Source organism: Salinispira sp. (assembly GCF_059431795.1).
In genome coordinates, this window is the sequence record NZ_JBXWXS010000004.1 from 1 (window position 1) to 18,444 (window position 18,444).

14 protein-coding genes are annotated in these 18,444 nt (G+C 52.4%); 3 read left to right on the forward strand and 11 right to left on the reverse strand.

Annotated elements, in window-relative coordinates; translation table 11 throughout:
- Positions 1-31: 31 nt before the first annotated feature.
- Positions 32-913, reverse strand: coding sequence for a LysR family transcriptional regulator (locus tag AC52PS_RS02285; RefSeq protein WP_495561410.1), 882 nt, complete (start codon positions 911-913; stop codon positions 32-34).
- Positions 914-1,010: 97 nt separating this feature from the next.
- Between AC52PS_RS02285 and metE the strand changes: the two genes are divergently transcribed.
- On the forward strand, positions 1,011-3,581 hold the full coding sequence (metE, locus tag AC52PS_RS02290) for a 5-methyltetrahydropteroyltriglutamate--homocysteine S-methyltransferase (protein WP_495561411.1): 2,571 nt from the start codon (positions 1,011-1,013) through the stop codon (positions 3,579-3,581).
- A 111-nt stretch (positions 3,582-3,692) separates the two neighbouring features.
- Complete coding sequence (locus AC52PS_RS02295) at positions 3,693-4,079, forward strand: hemerythrin domain-containing protein (RefSeq protein ID WP_495561412.1); 387 nt, start codon at positions 3,693-3,695, stop codon at positions 4,077-4,079.
- Between the two features lie 89 nt (positions 4,080-4,168).
- Here AC52PS_RS02295 and AC52PS_RS02300 read toward each other — a convergent pair whose 3' ends face one another.
- The 6 genes from AC52PS_RS02300 to AC52PS_RS02325 all read right to left on the reverse strand — a co-directional run bounded on the left by AC52PS_RS02300 (position 4,169) and on the right by AC52PS_RS02325 (position 10,977).
- On the reverse strand, positions 4,169-4,972 hold the full coding sequence (locus AC52PS_RS02300; RefSeq protein WP_495561413.1) for a hypothetical protein: 804 nt from the start codon (positions 4,970-4,972) through the stop codon (positions 4,169-4,171).
- Entirely contained in the window at positions 4,965-5,639 is a 675-nt protein-coding gene (locus AC52PS_RS02305; RefSeq protein ID WP_495561414.1) for a FecR family protein, read from the reverse strand. Before AC52PS_RS02305 ends, AC52PS_RS02300 begins: the two co-directional genes overlap by 8 nt.
- A gap of 207 nt (positions 5,640-5,846) precedes the next feature.
- On the reverse strand, positions 5,847-6,266 hold the full coding sequence (hepT, locus tag AC52PS_RS02310; protein ID WP_495561415.1) for a type VII toxin-antitoxin system HepT family RNase toxin: 420 nt from the start codon (positions 6,264-6,266) through the stop codon (positions 5,847-5,849).
- Positions 6,259-6,657, reverse strand: a complete 399-nt coding sequence (mntA, locus tag AC52PS_RS02315) for a type VII toxin-antitoxin system MntA family adenylyltransferase antitoxin (RefSeq protein WP_495561416.1) — start codon at positions 6,655-6,657, stop codon at positions 6,259-6,261. Before mntA ends, hepT begins: the two co-directional genes overlap by 8 nt.
- An 81-nt stretch (positions 6,658-6,738) precedes the next feature.
- Complete coding sequence (locus AC52PS_RS02320; RefSeq protein WP_495561417.1) at positions 6,739-10,362, reverse strand: DEAD/DEAH box helicase; 3,624 nt, start codon at positions 10,360-10,362, stop codon at positions 6,739-6,741.
- A 39-nt stretch (positions 10,363-10,401) separates the two neighbouring features.
- Positions 10,402-10,977, reverse strand: coding sequence for a hypothetical protein (locus tag AC52PS_RS02325; RefSeq protein WP_495561418.1), 576 nt, complete (start codon positions 10,975-10,977; stop codon positions 10,402-10,404).
- A gap of 179 nt (positions 10,978-11,156) precedes the next feature.
- Here AC52PS_RS02325 and AC52PS_RS02330 point away from each other — a divergent pair, with 179 nt between their 5' ends.
- Positions 11,157-13,376 carry a hypothetical protein gene (locus tag AC52PS_RS02330; protein WP_495561419.1) on the forward strand — a complete coding sequence of 740 codons (2,220 nt, stop codon included), beginning with the start codon at positions 11,157-11,159 and terminating at the stop codon, positions 13,374-13,376.
- Between the two features lie 84 nt (positions 13,377-13,460).
- Here the strand turns inward: AC52PS_RS02330 and AC52PS_RS02335 are convergent, their stop codons facing one another.
- From AC52PS_RS02335 to AC52PS_RS02350, 4 genes are read right to left on the reverse strand one after another with little or no spacing between them, the layout of a single operon-like run.
- On the reverse strand, positions 13,461-13,832 hold the full coding sequence (locus AC52PS_RS02335; protein ID WP_495561420.1) for a TraR/DksA family transcriptional regulator: 372 nt from the start codon (positions 13,830-13,832) through the stop codon (positions 13,461-13,463).
- 34 nt (positions 13,833-13,866) lie between these two features.
- A complete protein-coding gene (locus AC52PS_RS02340) occupies positions 13,867-15,351 on the reverse strand; it encodes a hypothetical protein (protein ID WP_495561421.1) in 1,485 nt (494 codons plus the stop codon).
- Positions 15,348-16,187, reverse strand: coding sequence for an outer membrane lipoprotein-sorting protein (locus AC52PS_RS02345; RefSeq protein WP_495561422.1), 840 nt, complete (start codon positions 16,185-16,187; stop codon positions 15,348-15,350). Before AC52PS_RS02345 ends, AC52PS_RS02340 begins: the two co-directional genes overlap by 4 nt.
- A 2-nt stretch (positions 16,188-16,189) precedes the next feature.
- Positions 16,190-18,343 carry an RND transporter family protein gene (locus AC52PS_RS02350; RefSeq protein WP_495561423.1) on the reverse strand — a complete coding sequence of 718 codons (2,154 nt, stop codon included), beginning with the start codon at positions 18,341-18,343 and terminating at the stop codon, positions 16,190-16,192.
- Positions 18,344-18,444 lie beyond the last annotated feature (101 nt).

Sequence of the window (18,444 nt, forward strand, 5' to 3'; positions counted from 1 at the left end):
GCCGCATCCAGCATCCCCGCCCTTCCAGACCTTAACCATTTTCAGCTGCTAGTTGCAGGAATCCCGAGATGTCTTCCCTGGCTTCATCCTCCTTCCGCACGCCCGCACTGAGCACCTTGTGCAGACCGTGTTCTCCGATGCGGCGGCTGACAATTCCTTCCGATTCAGGGATGAGCCAGTCGGGCATGACGGTGATTCCCCGCCCAGCTTCAACCAGAAGAAGCATCATCTCATGGCTGTCCAGCTCCCTCCGCCGGGGAAGCATCTGTCCCGAGGGGATAAGAAAACGGGTGTAAATATCCAGCCGGGTAATTTCCACAGGATAGCTGAGAAGCAGCTGGTCAGATAGATCGGCAGGCCGGATCTGATCCTGAGTTGCAAGATGATGTCCGGAGGGAAGCACCAGCCGCAGCTCGTAGTTCTTCAGGGGATGAAAGCTCAGGGTTTTTAGCTCATAGGGATCGGGGGTTATTAAGAGATCAATTTTATGATGCAGCAGGGCGTCCATGGCGGCAAACTGGAACTCCCGGTCTATCCGGGTGTCCGTGCCGGGAAACCGGGCCAAAAATCGCTTGAGGCTCTGAAGCAGCCACTGATAGCAGGGATGACACTCCACCCCGATAATCAGCGAGGACGCCACACCCGAGCGGTGGTTTTCCAGCTCTTCCTCCAGTTTTCTGAATCTGGGCAGAATTTGTCCCGCAGATCTGAGCACCGACTGTCCGCTTCGGGTGAGCACAATGCGCCGCCCCTGACGCTCCCATATCCGAAGCCCCAGCTGCTCTTCCAGCCGACGGATGCTGTGGGTGAGCGCAGGCTGGCTCAACGCAAGCACTTCCGCCGCCCGGGATAATGTCCCTTCCCGGGTGAGAGCCTCCAGGATTTCCAAATGCTGCCGTTCTACTGTATACATATAAATATTTGTAATTGATATATAATATAATATCAATTTTTTTCATCATTTAATTTTGATATTGTTCATCCTGTAATAATGAATCAGGAGGATACAGATGAGCGTTACCCTGCATAGCCTGGGACTTCCCAGGATCGGAAAAAACCGAGAACTGAAGCGTGCCCTTGAATCGTACTGGAAGGGAAGAATTGACCGAGAAGAGTTGGAGCGGCAGGGCCGAAATATCCGCATGGAAAACTGGAAGCTGCAGGCATCGTCAGGACTGAGCATGGTGAACGTGGGGGATTTCAGCTTCTACGACCATGTACTGGATACATCGTTTTTGCTGGGCCATCTCCCCCAACGATTTGAGAAGGCCGACGCAGCGTCCCGCCTGGACCGCTACTTCGGTGTGGCCAGGGGACTCACCCAGCAGCACATCGAACCCTCGGCAATGACCAAATGGTTCGACACCAATTATCACTATATTGTTCCCGAAATCGATGCTGCAACCGTCTTCACTCCCCGGACAGACGATCTGCTGTCACAAATTCGTGAAGCGGTGGAGGCAGGCTTTACCCCCAAACTAGAGCTTTTGGGCCCGGTGAGCTATCTGCATCTCAGCCGATCGAAGCTTTCCACGGAGAACGAACATGGCCATGAAGCGGCAAAACTAGAAAAGCTGGATGAGCTTATCGCTGCATACCGCAGTATTCTGGAACAGGTTTCAGCCGAAGGGGTTGAATGGGTACAAATCGATGAGCCGATCCTTGTTCTGGATACTCTGAATGATAGCTGGCGCAATGCATTCACCCGGGCGTATGAAAGGCTTAGTGAAGCAAGCCCCCACACCCCCGCCGTCGGCAACCCGGGCAACGGAAACGGCGCCGGCCGCGCTCCAGAGGTAACCAGCACCGGAGGCTCAGGCGACACAGGAGCTGCCGGCAGCGCTCCAGAAGCAAACGGTACAGCCAGCCGATTTCCCAAACTCCTGCTTACCACCTACTTTGAAAGCATCGAAGAAGAGCTGGATACCGTGCTGAAGCTGCCGGTGGACGGCATCCACTTGGATTACGAGAAAAATCGTCAACTGCTGCCCAGGCTGATTGATCGCCTCAATCCCGACCAGGTGTTAAGCCTGGGCGTAGTGAACGGCCGCAGTCCCTGGCGGGAGGACCCTGAAGTTCTTGCGGCGGAATTGAAGGCGCAACTGAAGAAAAAGCTGGCACCCCTGCGCAGCCGGGACCGGGCATCCGAACCCGACCGCCTGTGGCTGGCCCCCTCATGCTCCCTTCTACATCTTCCTTGGAGCATAGAAGGTGAAACGCTTCCCCGGGAACTGCAGGGCGTATTGGGTTTCACCGTGGAAAAGCTGGCCGACCTGGGGAAACTGGGCGCTGCCCTGGAAAAACTTCGAGCCCCGGACTCGGTATCCGATTCCACATCTTTCTCTGGCCCCTCTTCTGGCCCCTCTTCTGGCTCCTCCTCTGGCTCTTTCTCTGGCTCCTCTTCTGGCCCCTCTTCTGGCTCTTTCTCTGGCTCTTTCTCTGGCCCCTCTTCTGGCCCTTTCGTTGGCCCAGGATCCACCGGGATCCCATGGGCCGAGACTGAAGGGGACAACCTGGAGGAACTTCTGCAAAGCCGGCGCAGCTCTTTCCGTGAGCGGCAGAATATTCAGCAGGAAGCCCTGAAGCTCCCTGCGCTTCCAACCACCACCATCGGTTCCTTTCCCCAAACTTCGGATATTCGGAAGCTGCGCCTGTCCTGGAAGCGGGGAGAGATCGATAATTCCGCATATGAGAACCGGATTATGGAAATAATCGAGCGGAATATCCGTCTGCAGGAGGAGATCGGTCTGGATGTGCTGGTGCACGGCGAACCGGAACGCTCGGACATGGTGAGCTTCTTTGCAGACCGCCTGGAGGGAGTATGGACCAGCAAGTCCGGCTGGGTGCAGTCCTACGGAAGCCGCTGCGTGAAGCCGCCGGTAATCCATTCATCGGTACGGCGAAGCCCGGATCTGGGCTGGAAATGGATCAGTTATGCCCAGAGCCTGACTGACAAACCGGTAAAAGGGATGCTCACCGGGCCGGTGACAATTTTGAAATGGTCGTTTGTTCCCCCCCACACTCCGCCGGAGAAGATCGCCTACAATATTGCCCTGGCCCTTCGGGAAGAAGTGCTGGAGCTGGAGGCTAACGGCATATCAATAATCCAGATTGATGAGCCGGCCTTCCGGGAAGTGCTGCCCCTAAAGCAGCGGATGTGGCCCCGGGCGCTGGAGTGGGGTGCCCAAGCTTTCCGCTTAAGCCATGCGGGGGTGAAGGATGGTACGCAGATTCACAGCCACATGTGTTACTCGGATTTCAACAGTATTTTCGAGGGGATCGATGCCATGGACGCCGACGTGATCAGCATTGAGACAAGCCGCTCACAGGGAGAGCTGTTCGGCGAACTGGCAAAGAAAGGCTACGCCAAAGGCCTGGGCCCCGGGGTCTACGATATCCACAGCCCGCTGGTTCCCGAGACCCGGGAGATACGCACCCGGGTTGACCGGGCTCTGGCCCATCTTGACCCCAGGGAGCTCTGGGTAAACCCCGACTGCGGTCTGAAAACCAGAAACTGGGATGAGGCAAAGCCGGCGCTGGAGGCCATGGTTGCTGCGGCGAAGGAGCTTCGGGGGGCATGACAAACCCCTCTTGCTTCCCGGAATGCTGCTGTTCACGCATTATTTCCTAAATTTGGGGGATTTTCTGAACAGCAGCATGAATTCCCCGGCTTTCTTGAGTAAAATGGTAATATGACTAATGAAAACCGGAAGTTTACCAAGGTGGACAATCCGAAAATAGACGACGCACATGCAGAGATAATCCGCACCATGGATGGGGCCGCAACGGTTACCAGCAAGGCGGGTCTTCTCTCGGTGATTATTGATATATACAAGCATGCTTCGGTGCATTTTCTGGAAGAAGAGCAGTTCATGAAGGATCAGGGAATGCCCCGGGATTATGTGTACGAGCACAGCGGGCATCATATCAGATTACGAAAGCATATTCAGTCGGTAATTATGGACATTGACAGCTACAGCCTCCAGGAACTAAAGCAGCTGCTGAGTCAGATGAAGGACTTAATGCTCCACCATATTGAAGCGGTGGATTCAAGAATGGTGGAGTATTTAGACGATTAGTCCCGCCGCAGAATGGGTCGGGACTGCAGCGGGTGATTATTTTTCATTTCTATTTCAGAGCGGGTTCAAAAGCAAATTTAGCAAAGATGCTAGGGGGTAAAAATGATCCCCGCCCCAGCCCGGAACAGATCAGGGGAGAAGCGGTAGTCCAGTCCGGCTTCAATTCCGTCGGCGCTGGTCTCCCATGCAGTGCGGTTCCAGCCCACACGAAGTTCCAGTTTCACCCCGTCGCTGAGATGGTACAGACCGTTTGCATACAGATCATGGGAATAGACTCCGCTGGAAAAGTTTATGCCCATACCCGCTGCATACGCCAGAGTCAGGTTAAACACCGGGCTGCGCCGGACCATATGCACATAGGTGAGCCCGGGACGGAGATAAAGTGTCTGCTGATCGTTGTAGAAGTTGTAGATGTAGCGGGCTTTCAGAGAGCCGACCCAGTCCTTTCCGGGCAAAAACGGCAGCAAAGCCCGGGGGGTGGCATCCGCAATTAACAGATGCTCCAGGCGGTTAACGCTGTCCGCCCAGCTCCAGCCCCCCGCACCGTCGGAAACCCAATCGTCGTCGTGACGGGCACCCAGCTGCATGCGGTAAAATGCCCCAAGCTTCAGATTATCAATGATCCGGAAGTAGGCTCCGGCGGTCAGAGAGCTCAGCCCCAAAGGCTTGGAGTCCGGCTGAAATGCAGTGGAGATCTCAACCAAGGGATCGATCCGTCCTGTGTCCGGGGCAATGACCGCCCGGAATTCGAATTCGGCAGAACTTTCTTCCACCTCGGAGGGAACATTATTGTCCGCCAGGATGGCGGATGGAATGAGGACCAGCAGTGCGCCGAGTATCAGCATCAGCTTGCTAAACGGGTGCAGGAATCGAGGGAGTAATGTATCAATCATAATCGATATCCAGAAGGTCGTCGTAGAGGGCATCGGCTCGGGTTCCGTCTGTAACCGGTCCCGCATTCGGATCCATATTCCAATTCAGCTCTGTGGTCCATTCATAAAAGCGGGGATCGGTCACGGTTCTTCCGCCCAGAATATTGATCCCCTCCCCTTCTTTCACCAAGGTCTCGCTCTCCGGATCTAATTCCGGAATGGATACGCCCACCGCACCCTCGTTCACGCAGAGCCAGACATCCCGCTCGTCGTCCACCTGTTTCCCGAAGAGGGTGAAGAACTCGGTGCCACGGACCCCGGCAACCATGGAGCCGGCCCGGAGGTCAAACTTCCGTCCTCCCAATCGGTGAAGGCGGGAAAACACAGCGCCGCTTTTCAGTTCCACGGCAATATCACCTTGAATCGAATCCAGGACCAATTCAGTACCGGGAAGCAGCTTCACCTGTCCCCGATCATCAATATTGATAATCACCAGTCCGTCTTCTCCGGTGATTACAATATCGCCCTGCTCCAATTCATCGCCGAAATTCGGCACGAAGGTATTCCCCCCTCTCTGCAGGGTTACTTCCCCTTCCAAATATTCAATAAAACCGTTTTGGGCGGTCAACGACATGACCGATGCAAAAAGAACTGCGAGTAACAATACAAAACGTGGTGTACGGAACATGCATAATCTCCTAAGGAAAAAATCATAAGATATTCTACGGGTAATACTATAGCTTTTTAGTCAGAATTTCTTCCATGATAAAAAATTATTGTGGCGTTTTAGATTTTATAGATCTGCTGTGTGGATTGGCATGGTTTCAGTGCATTTGGGTGCGCCCTAACTGTAACGGAGCAGTTTCCACACTCTTTGGGGCATTCATTAATGATTTTAGATTTTATCCAGCTCCGCCACTACGGCATGTGAAAAATCCCGAAAATCATTCAGATGTGTAGTGACAATGGTATACAGAATGGCAATATTCATTTCCCGGTATTCATGCACGGCAACATTGCGAAAACCTACAGCTCTGCGCATCCGCAAGGCTGAATCCTCGGACAATATACCTGCATTTGCGAGGGCTGAAAAACCTTCGCTCATGCTGGATGGAGCCCTCAAGCCGCTGTTCACTACAAGGTGAGCAGCGATATCAACACATTGCTGAACCGCACGCTCAAGATTCAGAACAATAATATCCTGGGCGTCCATATCCTTAGAAAGCTTTTCAATACTCTCAGGCCGCTTTTCCTCAATTCTTTTTATGCATCTGCGTAGGGAATCAAGCTTGCTGTATATTAATTCTTTATTCATTAATCCAGTCCTTCAGGGCATCCCTTTGCGCCTCTAGTACTGCCGGAAAAAGATTCTCACGAAAATCCATAGCTTTTATAGATAGACTGCTGCGTAGCGTTTCCTCTTCTATGAGCACCTCTCCGCTTACGGCTTCGCATAAGATGAGACCCTCTGCACTGAGCAGATCGATAATATCCACGGTTTTAGACAGCCGTTTTTCCAGCTCCACTGACAGGTCAATTTTTGTCTCAACACTCATAATACCCGAATGTAAGGCAATTGCGATATCAATATCGGATGCAGAATTCATGGTTCCCGCTGCAGCGGATCCAAACAGCAGGGCGAGACGAATATCCGAATTACGTTTCAATGCTTTCATTGTCCGGTTGGCAATAGAGTTTTTACCCATACCAGTTACCCGCCTTATTGTGTGAACAAAATACACGGTTTTTCAGTTTTGAGTAAATAGTACCATATTAGAATAGGGAAATCAGCTGGGTGAAGCATTATGGGAGGCTGATCGAAAGAGGGACAGAATTTCTTCGGGATCGAGATTGCTGAACAATGACTCGCCGCTGCCGAAGATCTCGTCGGTGAGTCTGCGCTTTTTTTCCTGAAGCTCCCGCACACGCTCTTCAATGCTGTCTTCAACAATGAAGCGCATGGCCAGAACCCGCCGGGTTTGACCGATTCGGTGACTGCGGTCGATGGCCTGGGATTCAACAGCAGGGTTCCACCATGGATCGACAATGCATACATAATCGGCTTCGGTCAGATTTATTCCCACTCCTCCGGCACGGAGGCTGAGGAGAAATATCTGTTTGTTCTCGTCTTCCTGGAACAATCTGATCTGCTCATTTCTCCGGCTTGCGGAGAGCGAACCGTCCAGATAGGCGTAATCCATGCCCCGTGCATCCAAGCGGGCGCTGATCAGCTGGAGAACCTTCACAAACTGACTGAAGACCAGGACTGAGTGTCCTTCGCCGGATGCCTCCTGGAGCTTTTCCACCAGCATGTCAAGTTTCGCCGACACTTCAGGCCCGCCAACCAGCTGGGGAGCGATGGCCGCTTGCCTCAGATGTATGAGGGTTTGAAGAATGGCAATTCCAGCTTCCTGGGCTTCCATGGATGCCATAATCTCAAGAACCTTCTGCCGACAGGCCTGCTCAAGTTTACGGTAAAATGATCGTTCCTGGTCCCCCCGGCGGACGCTGATAAGCATCTCCTCTTTCTCCGGTAAATCCAGGGAAATCTCCTCCTTGGTTCGACGGAGAAAGAACGGACGAATCCGGCGCTGTAGTTGCCCGATTGCAGCCGCTCCGGAAGATTTGGACACGAATCGGCGCTTGAACCTCTCCCGTTTCCATAGAAGACCGGGGTTAGCTATCTCCATGAGCGACCAAAGGTCCAGCAGGCTGTTCTCAACCGGGGTTCCCGAGAGGATAATTGTCTGGGAAGCATTCAGCTTCTTCAAAGCCCGGTGCAGCTTGGTTCGGGAATTTTTAAACTGCTGCCCTTCATCCAGGATATTCAGGCAAAATTCCCGGGCGGTGAACATTTGGATGTCCCGAAGCATGGTCTGATACGAACAGAGAACGGTTCCGCTCCCTGGGAGCTGTGCCCCCCTGCCGCTTCCCGCATGGAGATGAACTGTTTCATCGGGAAGAAAGCGTGAAATTTCCCGCTCCCAGTTGCCCAAAGTGGAGACAGGTGCAAGCACCAGTGCGGGACGCAGGTCATCTTCATCCCGATAGTCAGCCAAAATCCCAATGGCCTGGATGGTTTTTCCCAGCCCCATGTCGTCCGCCAGGATTCCCCCTGCCCCCAGATTTTTCAAAAACCGCAGCCATGCCAGCCCGGTTTGCTGATACGGCCGCAGCACCGCCTGAAACCCCGCCGCCCCCGGTGCATCGGTGGTGGTAAACGCCCATTCCGCCCTCTCAGCCATACTCAGAATGCTGTTGAGATGGTCCTGGTCCGTCCCTTCTGCGGCACTCCCGCTCTGACCGTTTTCTTCCAGCAGCGTGCGGATGTATTCCCCGGCTTCGGCGTCTAAGGGGTGAATACGTAATTCGCCTTCTTCGGAAGTTTGTGAATCCCCGTCCAGATCCAGTTCCCTCAATTTCTGCCAGGCCCGTACGCGCTGGGTATCTATGAGCCGGTACGCTCCCCGGGACTTCAAGACGTTCCACAAGCCGTCAACCTCAAACTGGGATAGCCGTTCATTCTCAAGATGGCCGGATTGCTCAGGATCTGTTTCACTCAGGCGGGCATGCAGCCCCAGCCAGTCAACTCCGGAAGTGACTTCTATCTGGATGGCTCCCCCGGAGTGTACCGGCTTCCTGTTTATAAATAATTTGGTTTCACCCCGATCGATATCCGGGAGAAACTCATTCGCTATCTGTTCCATGAGCTCATCCGGGGGTACGCCGTCAAAATTGTAGCATTCATCCCCAAAACGGGATTCCACTACGGCTCCCAGGCCGTCGGCTATGCTTTCAGCCCTCATTTCAAAAGCCGCCTCGGCCTCATAGTCAGGGATCATCTGAAGCTCACCCTGTTCTCCCGAGAATTCCACCCAGGGTTTGCGTTTTGCCATGGGCGGCAGTTCTCCTGATGCATACTTCACCATGGGCCGCATGGTGAGGGAAAAACCCGAATCAACATAGAGCCTGAACTCGGGCTGGGCGCTGGGAAGAGAAGCCAGGTGAACGGGTCCATGTATATGAACAATATCTTTAAGAGAACCCAAAGAGTTCAGTTTTTCCTTGAGAAGTTCAATTTCGGGCTCCCGATAGGTAACGGGGCTGTAACTGATAAGCTGAAGAATCTCCCCCGTGTACATCTGACGCAAGCTGTCACCAGGGCTCGTATTCGGGACCGCGTCCTCATTTTCCTGAACAGCCGCTCTTCCATCCTGAACACCCCCTCCTCCCGGCATGGCAGTGGAAGCCCAGGCTGAGCTCCTTCCGAGAGAATCGCTCTCATAGAGAACCCCATTCAACCCATCCAGAAAAAACAGATCCGGACCTGCATTTATAACCGAAAGAAAGTGTCTGTGACAGCCCGAGATTACCCGGCCATCGGCAGACAAAAAACTGATGCGGGGAGTGTAGACGCCATGAGAATTTTCGAAGGCGGGAATTCCCGATCGTTCAACAACCAGCTTGGGGTAGCTGACTTCCCCCTCTTCAATGAACTCAACGCGTATGCATTCCGGAGAAGATACTGTCAGCTCCTGAAATCCCTGCTGAACCGGAATAATGAGCCGGGGTGAACTCCGGCCGTGTGTATGTTCATCGAACAGGGTTCGCAGCCATCCGGAAACGGGGAAACGCCGATCTTCAGTGTTCATCGCCTGGTTAATAAGTGGATACAGAAGCTGATGTGACTGAGCCCCTGTACTGAGTTTCATTTTCGGATTCCAGCGACTGTATGCCCCAGGCCTCGCATCCTGCTTGATATATTGTCCATACAAATCAAGAAACCAGCCGCTTCGCAACGAATTGACGGAGGAAGTCAGCCGGCCGTCAATCTTTCCTCTCCGATTATCCAGCAGAATACAGGGAGTATATCGCTTCTCATCCTGACTGCGCTGTTTTCCCCTCAGCTCCCCAGGGTCATTTTCCGCTGTTCGGACAGCATCCCCATTGTGATCCGCCCCGTTTTTCGGATCCAGACGTGAAGAGAGACGAATAATTGAATCCAGCATTCTTACAACAGGATGGTCCGACGACCCGCGTTCATAGCCTTCAGAGCCTATAGCATCTTCATCGCTTTCATCACCTCTAGCCGCTTCATCGCTTTCATAGGAATCCATCTCGCTTATAAAAATATCTTCCTGAAAGGCCGTGATTATCGCCGCAGCCATATGTTTACAGGTATCGTCATAGGGACAGTTGCAACTGGCATGTAATATCCCCTCTTCAATGGAGGAATGGATAAAAACAGTGTAGGGTACGGAACCGCTGCCTGCCACCCGGAACTGAACCCCATCCGGTTTTCTGAGATATTCTTCTACCTTTCCCAATCGTGCATAATTCTCTCCCCGCTCCCAAATCTGGGGGGAAAAGAATTGTGACCGGATTGTATGCAATTGGGTGTTTGCCTTCATATAGATTTCAGAGTGTTCCACGCAGAATGGCAGCGGGCATTACAACCCCGCCAGGGCCAGACCCACCGGTACAGCGGCGATCAGCAGGGCAAGAATGCTTGAGAAAATCGTGAATCTCCGGTTGGATTCATCGAAGCGTTTATCCATTTGTTCAAACCGCTTTTCAACGTCTTCAAAGCGCTTATCTACCTGCTCAAAGCGTCTGTCCACCTGCTCGAAGCGTCGGTCCACCTGTTCGAAGCGTTTATCCACCTCTTCGAATCGCCGGTCCATTTGGGTCTGCATGTCGTTAAAACGCCGGTCCATGTAGGTTTGCATCTCTTCGAAGCGCTTATCCGATTGAGCCTGCATTTCGGCAAAGCGTTGATCCGATCGTGTTTGTTGCTCGGAAAAGCGGGCGTCCATGCTCTTTTGCAGATCTTTAATGGCTTCATATTGATGCTTCAGCTCTTCCTCGACCCGGACAATTCGTTCACTCAGGGCAAAACCGGCCAGGGGAGATATACCCGATGCACTAAGCTTTTGCTCCTGTTCAATAATCCATTGTGAGAAATTTTCTTTGATATATGCTTCGATTTGCTGATAGTCCTGCTCTGTCATGTTAGCTTCCGCCATCTTCTCCCCCGAATATACTCCGGTCTGGACACAGGAACAAGCTCCTGTGTACGTATAACCGGGAAAAACGGGGCGTCTGATTTATCCCGATACATATTTTCGCATATATGAGGCCTCAATTTACAGCCGATGCCGCTTTTGGGCTCGACAATATTTCTAAAACCAGTTGGAATGGGTATATGATTGAATCTGATGCACGCTACGCACATACATTGTTGGACGAGATTCTCCCGCCTGCTTTCGATTACGCACAGAGAAAACGGATAGGCGATCGTAATTTCAAGCATTTGAAACAGCTAGATCTGTATGAAAACCAGGACGAACAGAGCCTGGATCTGATTATGGGGATGCTGGTGGCCGGCGCCCTGTTTACATTTACCAAACATGTCGGAGGATTCCTCCGGGGTCGGGGAGATGAGCTCAGTGATGATGCCCTGAAAACCGCCCGTGTATGGCGAAAAATCCCCTGGATTTTTATGGCCGCTGATATTGAATCCCGGGAGGGAAACACCCCGTTCTTCCAGATGAAAGCCCATGGCGCCCAACCCTCATCCCTTCCCTCCGATGAACCCTGGCCGGAATTCACCCTCTATTCCCCCGCTCTTCGAGATCTCCATTCCCAGGGGTACGTCAGATTCTTTTCCCTTTTCTGGAAAGCCGGGGATTGCTGGCACAGCTACGGTCCCATTATTCCCCTTACCCAGCTGCAAAGCATGAATGACCTCCGCTACTATGGGGAAATCAGCGCAAAAGAGCGGAAGAACGGCCAAATAACCGGTGCACGAAAGGAATCCGAATATCCTCTCAGTACCCGCATGGCATCCAACCCCATACCCTGGATCCGATTAATCCAACTATCCGGGATGCCCAGGGTGGAAAACCCAAGATTCACTATGGGCATGTTCGCTTCCTGCGCCGACCACCCCAAAACACCCGAAGATACCCACCAGCTGCTCACAGAAGCGGAACACATATCCGCGGTATTGGAAGAGCAGAATCTTCACCCCCATGTTCGAAGCGCTGAAATACCCGGGCTGGGACCCGCCGTCCGCCTGGGCATAGAGAACCCCCAACGGCCAGGGGATATGAGCACGCTCTATATCCACAAGGGAACCGTTTTTCTCCGGAGCCTTGCACTGGAAAGCTACAACGAGATCCGCAAATTTCTTGAAACCCTAGTGCAGCTCCCTGAACAGCCCATGCTGGATATCAACTACGTATTATACGGTTATGCAGATGACTGGTATGCATCCACCGATACCCTGCATTTGCTCATAGAAGCCTTCGAAGACGAGATAGATGACGATGACGACTTTGATGATTTTGACAACTTCGAGGATCATGACGGTGAAAAGGCTCACTCCTCCCCCGGTGGAGATGCTCCGGAACTCCAATTCAATGTTGATTTGGAGACCATCAACAGCATATCCGGTGAGCTGATTTCTGCCCGGAATAGCGGTAGGGAGCCTGACCTGGATCAGATTATGCAGCGTACCGGCGCTTCCCGCAGCGATGTGGAGAATGTTCAACGGATGATTGAGCGCTCTTTGGCAAATATGGGGGTGGATGACAGTCCGGGACCGTTCGATTTACCTCCGGCAGCCGTTCACGCTCTCACTACGCCCCCGCTGGAGGAGGCCGACGGACTGCTTTCGCTGAAGACCCTCTCCCGGCTTGATCCTGAGGAATTTACCGATACGCCGGTAATCCGTGTGTACAAAAAACTCACGGAGGCATCTGAATCGGGAGGGTTCATCCCCGCCACTGCAGCAGGCTACATCAAGCCCGCAATTGTGAAACAATTGGCTCAGGAATTACCTGAAAGCCGCGTCTTTGGAAAAGCCATGAAAATTTCCAAAGAAACGGATTGGTTGTGGCTTCATCGGATGAGAAATGTCTTTGTGAGCGCCGGTATTCTTGTTACCGAACCCAAGGGGTTCCGAATATCCCGGACCGGCACAAATTCTGAGGCACTCAAGGAAATCCACCTTCAGGTACTCAAAACACTGTTTCACCACCATCCCTGGGAGGACCACCCCCGATTCAGCGCCAACAATGAAACCTGGATTCACCGCACATCGGCCCTGCTGCTCTACGGCTTGAAATACCTGGCTCAGCAGGATCCGGAACAGAGGGTCTACGATCATCAGATGGCGTTCCATCTGGCCAACTATATACCGGAGTACCGGGAAGCGTTAAAAAACGCAACGGACCAGGATGCCGATTCTTTCGACTCGCCCCTCTGGTATCTACGTTTACGGGTAATTAGCCTGTTTTTTTCCCATTTCTGCGTACCCATGGGCCTCGCTCAAGAAGTGAACACCGAAGAAGGACTCTTTAAGCCCGAACCCCTAGTCCCCACCGCTCTGCTGGATGCATTGGTGAGCCTCAGGAACTGACGGCGCGGCCAGAAACCGTTCACTCCCTCACTACACCCCTGCTGGAGCAGGAGCGTTCTCATCGCCGGGATATGCAAACCGCGTTTATTTTCGCCGGGGTTTTTCAGAGCAGGGTACGCAGATGAGGGCTTCGGGAACCAGCCTGAGCCGGCCCATGGGAATAGGTTTTCCGCAGCGGATGCATTTTCCGTAGGTGCCGGCCTCAACACGGCTCAATGCGTTGTTCAGACGCTCGAGACTCCGCTTGGCCTCTCCCAGAATATGTTCATTCACACCCTTGTCGTTTAAAGCTTCCATGCGGGTCAGACGCCCAAGGCTGCAGCTTGGACTCACCACCTGGGTTTCCTCATTAAGATAGGGAAGCTGATCCTCCAGCTCGTGTATTCGCTGGAGTATGAGCTCTTTGAGTTCCATCAGTTCATCTGCACTGTGTCCATCGCTGTTTTGCCCGTTCATTATGCCTCAATAATACAGTATTTCGCCCGATATATCAGTACCGGTACTCCGCAGAAGCCTCTATTCTCAAGCCTTTTGGAAATTCGCCGAACAGCTCACCGTCCTGCCCAATGAACAACGGTAGATTCAGCTTGAGTTTCAAGCGCTCAAAAAGCGTATACGATGCCCCGGCAACCAATACGCTGCTCCAGTCCTGCACTGAAATCGCATAGCCCAGGGTACTTTGAAACTGATAGTCGGGGCTTATATAGCTGATTCCCGAGATAATCAGATCGGAAAACATGGATTCCATAACAGGTTTCGGAGAGCTGTTCCAATGGGGATGATATTCGCTGAAAAACACAACAGAAGGCTGAAAAAGCCGATAATTGAATCCTAGAACGCCCTGGAATGAGAGGGGGCTGAAATAGAGGCTATCGGCACCGATGTAATCCTCTTCCCGGGATGACGGGTAGGCCTTATTGAAGCTGAACAGCACATCCGAATAGATCTGCAGGGAAGATCCGCTGTACTTCACCGCCCCTCCCAGACTATGGTTTCTCTTGGTAATATGGGTCAGGTAAATCCGATACTCTGATCCATCCACTCCCGGATTAAAGAACACCAGTTTCGGAATATAATTTTCATCCCCCGGCCGGCCGTAATAATAGAGCAGATTCACATCCAACGGACCAAAGCTGCTCCCCCATTCGAGGGCCGCAGAAACATCCCGGAGAAAATTCCACTGAGAGAAATCTGCTGCATAAGGCTGAACATAGCGGATATCCTGAAGAAAATACCGGGGAGGGTCCTCACCCCCCTGGGGATCTTCCACAACTTCAGGAAAACGATTCGCCGGGAAATATGGTGAACCGGGCGGGATATCGATTATCGTGGGCGGGAATGGTTCAACAGAGGCTTTGAAATACCCCACAGGACTGTAGTAACTGCCCTGGAGCAATACTCCCCGGGACAGCGGATTCTCCAAGCCGAGAATTGCCTCCAAACTTCCGCGGGTGAACACATTGACTGGAGAAAGAAGCTGCGCCGCACCAGGCCCATGGGCCAAACGGCCCAGGCTGAGCTCGAAATTCCCCGAAGGATACCAGGATGCACTCCATTCATCCACGCGCCAGTTAAAGTAGAGCCCCCTCTGACCTTCCTGCCCCTCCTTCTCGGGAGCATAAACCGGAAGGTAATGTAGCGGTGAAGATGGTGCATAACTCCAATAGGAAAACCCGATCTCCGGGGTGACCTCAATGCTGAATGAACTCCACCACAGACCGAAGCCCAGTTCCTGGGACAACAGCAGCCGCTGGGAGTCCTGGGAACCTGAACTTCCTCCGGAAATAAAGACCCGGGCATCCATGGTGGAGCTGCTCTCAAGCTCAACATCCAGCGCAGATACTCCGGTTAACGGCAGAAACAGTGCGGTCAGAATAAGCCTGAGAATACAGAAACGGGAGCGGCAACCGGAGTGGGAGCGGCGACGGGGGCGGCAAGGGGTGAACAACTGCCGTTTCAACTGATGTCCGGTCACTGAAGATTCCCCCGGGAAAAAATCCGGCGGGGAATGACCGCATTCAGTTCAACATTCCGAAGCTGCAAAGCGGTGGAACTGCCCCGGTTCAGATCTTCCATTCTTGCAAGCGAAGCCACAGGTTTCTCCCCGGATCCGCTGATTTCCAGCACCCGGTAGCGCTTTACAATTTCCCGCTGCCCGCTGCCCGTCCCATCTTCGCGGCCATCGCCTGACACTGCATAGAAATCAATTCCCAGAATCAGGCCGCTGGACTCATGAACAAAGAGACGCTGCACCACCGTCTCTTCAGAGACATCCGCGGCGGAAGCTGTGGAAGAATGGGCTGAGGAAAAGCGCTGAACGGATACAACATCTGCACCCGAAATATCCGACGGAAGATCTGTTAATCCTTCACCTCCCCGGGAATCCATCCGATACCCGGCGGAAGTATCAACAAAGAAATCCCCTGAGGTGAAGTCCGAGTCAAATATTCGCCGATCGCCTGCTCCGGGTGGTATGCGCTCCACACCCGCCGAACTTGCCAGCCACTGCTGAACCGACCCGTCCCCCGAATCAATATGCAGATACTTCATATTCCGGAGAAACGGAGGGCTGGTAACCCCAAGAAACAGCCGGGCACCCTGCCCCTCCTGGTCCAAATGGAGGGAAAATGTCCGGCGTTTCTCACTGCTGCCGTCCTCCATGAGCATATCGATTTCCATCACTGCCGTGTCCGCAGGGGCGAAAATATATGCACTCCTCATCACATCCTCGGCAGTCTGGCCGGATACCGAAAAGACGACACACACCATGAGCATGGCTGCGATTATGTAAAGTTTGTAGGATTTTACCATTCTTACCTCGATTCCAACCGCCGGGGAAAAAGGGGCGGTAGGACGATATAGGTGAGAAGTGTAACATATACAATGGATGGAATAAATAAAAGTGCAGCTTCGAAAATCTGCTGAAGGTCCGAAAGTAACAGCACGGAGAATCCGGCGGCCAATACGGCCGTTGTGTTCAACACCGCCGCACCATACGAACGACGGAGCATTTTCAGCGCATTCGGCTTGTCATGCTCCTTTCGGTACTCCAGATACCCCAGAACCACGATGACAATATCGTCCAGACTGAGACCGAGAAAAATACAGAGGATCATTAGATGTCCGGGGCTGATATACATATCAAACCAGTAGGCGGTCATATACATGAGCAACAGCCCCCCGACCGGGGGAAGCAAAATAAACGGCAGCATCCGCTTTCGGGGAATCAGAATGAACGATAAAACAGAAACACACAGGAAGAAGGCTATTGGAAACCATACTAAAATCCGCCGGAGTTTCTCCGCCCGTTGTACTTTATTCTTTATTCCTCCGGTAATAGTATGGAGATACGGAGAAAAATCATCATGCAGACGCTTCAAAAACTCACTTTGACCGGTGAACAGCTCTTCCCTCTTCTCTGCGTACGGGTATCCTAGGCGTATCTGAGCATAGCGATAATCCCTGCTGATCAGCAGCGGCATCATGCTGCCGTATTCAGACGAGTAGAGCAGCTCAAGGCTCTCACCAATTCGAACATCAGTGAGACTGTCATCTCCCGGATACCGTCTCTCCAGCTCTGCTTCAACCAAATCCACGTATGAAAGCACACTTAGACCGGGAATTTGTGAGCTCAGCTTGGATAGCTTGGCATTTATATCGGAGTAAACCTGAGGATCAATGAGTCCGTACTCTTCGCCGCTGTCAATATACAGCGTAAGGGTATCGATGATCCCGGTTGACTTGATGTACTCCTGAAACTGAATCTCAACGCTACTCCCTGTTCTGAAAATATACCCCGGGCCCATTCCTATTTTCAAAGATGCGGGAGTGGTGAAAAACAACACGAGAGGAAGCAACGTGAGAGCAGCAGCCGATATATACAGAACTTTGCCCGGGGGATCACCGGAAGTAATCCGTTGAGTCTGCCTGTTTTGGGAGGTAAATGTGACCCGGAAAATGATAAAAAGACGGGGGAGAACGGTTATAGCTACAATAAATGAGAGGACGATGCCCGAAATTAAATAGATGATCAGGTTTCCTGGTATGAGATCCCGAGCGGTTAACAGTGCAAACACCGTCAGGGAGGTTGTGAGCATTGCAAGAAACAGTACTTTCCATAAGCGCTGGAGACTGTGGATGCTGTTCAGTTCGGGATGAGCCTGACGATGCTGGTATACGTGGATGCCGTAGGATGTTGCTATGACAAAAACCTGGAGGGGTACGAGCAGAGAGAACACATCAATAAGCACGGAATTCAGGGAAAAAAGCGCCAAAATTACAAGACCAGGCAGAACTGCAGCAATCCATAAGCTCAGTGCATCACGGATTCGCCTGGTTATCACCAGCTCGATGAGAAAAATGAACAGCATTGCAGCAACAATTAACTTCCATGCCTCGTTTTTAATTGTGCTTCGCCGCAACTCCGTGCTGTAATCCGAGCTATACTCGGTAATTGTCGCATCCGGAGGGAGTAGAGGGGCAATTATCTGAATAAGCTTTTCAGATGAACCGCCGCCGTGTATCAACCAATGGGATTCATCACCTGAGCCGAGAAGAAGAGATCTCAAGCGAGGCATATTGTTCAGAAACTCATCGTACCTGTCCACAAAATACTGTTCCGAAAGTCGGCCGTTTGAATGCCATTGTTCCATGATCATGGGACCGGAAAGGACATCTGATCCATTGTATTCCTGTTTAAGGGCTTCGTGCACAGAATACAGAGAACGCAATGATTCCCCGGATGGGGATGAAGTTTCGGAATCTGCGGGATATTCAATGAGAAATCGGGTGAGCCGGTAATCGCTAAAACGCTCTGCCAAATTCTCTTCTGAAGTGCCGATCGCATCCGTATCGGGGAAGCCGATCTCACCGGAAACATCCAGTCCATTAAGGCTGATGACAACCAGTGAAGCAACAATGAGGGCTGCCACTAACGCGGTGAGTGTATGTGATAATGTATGGTTCATCTACAGGCGGCTCCGGCAGGATCCCGGTTCCATGTAATCGACTTTCGCCGGATCACCTGGAAAAGGCCCGGATCAGCATAAAAAATCCCCGGCTCATAATG